At 35.5% G+C, this 747-nt stretch carries 2 protein-coding genes; both read left to right on the forward strand.

All coding sequences use genetic code 11. The features are described 5' to 3' along the window. A partial coding sequence (locus JCM14822_RS18770) for an IS3 family transposase (RefSeq protein ID WP_242861577.1) occupies nucleotides 1–492 on the forward strand: 492 nt, incomplete at its 5' end. 38 nt (nucleotides 493–530) lie between these two features. Beyond that, entirely contained in the window at nucleotides 531–743 is a 213-nt protein-coding gene (locus JCM14822_RS24700; protein WP_242861578.1) for an IS3 family transposase, read from the forward strand. The last annotated feature ends 4 nt before the right edge of the window (nucleotides 744–747 follow it).

The following is a 747-nucleotide window of genomic DNA, read 5'->3' on the forward strand; positions in this document are numbered from 1 at the left end:
GAAAAAATTCAGGATATCTACGATCATTCAAAACAAAACTATGGTGCTCCTAAGATTACTAAGGAACTTCAAAAATCTGGTGAAATAATTGCTGAGCGAACTGTTGGCAAATACATGAAAGAAATGGGCATTAAAGCCCAATGGGTTACCCCTTGGACAACCACTACTAGAGACTCTGATTTTAGCAAAGAATTACTTAACATACTTGATGAGCAATTCAATCCTGACCGTCCTAATGCAGTTTGGTGTACTGATATTACTTATATCTGGACACGTGACGGCTTTGTCTATTTAACAAGCATTATGGATCTTTATGCGCGTAAAATTATCGCTTGGACACTATCTGAAACGATGGAAGTATCCTACGTAGTTGATACAATTAATAAAGCTAAAGCCAAACGTAACACTGACCTTCCATTAATTCTGCATTCTGACCGCGGAAGTCAATATGTTTCAAAAGCTTATCGTGAAGCCACAAAAAATATCAGCTAAGTTATAGCCACAAGGGCTATCCCTATGATAACGCCTGTATTGAATCATTCCATGCTCTTATTAAAAGAGAATGGCTTAATCGCTTTACAATTGAAAACTATAAACAGGCTTATCGCCTCGTTTTTGAGTATATAGAAACTTTCTATAACACTGTAAGAATACATAGTCATTGTAACTATATGTCTCCAAATGAATTTGAAAAGTTATATGCAAATGTATCCACAGGAGAAATGTTAGTACAAGTGAGTTAATAAG

The sequence above is a fragment of the Cellulosilyticum ruminicola JCM 14822 genome, from assembly GCF_001311925.1.
Taxonomy (GTDB): Bacteria; Bacillota; Clostridia; order Lachnospirales; family Cellulosilyticaceae; genus Cellulosilyticum; species Cellulosilyticum ruminicola.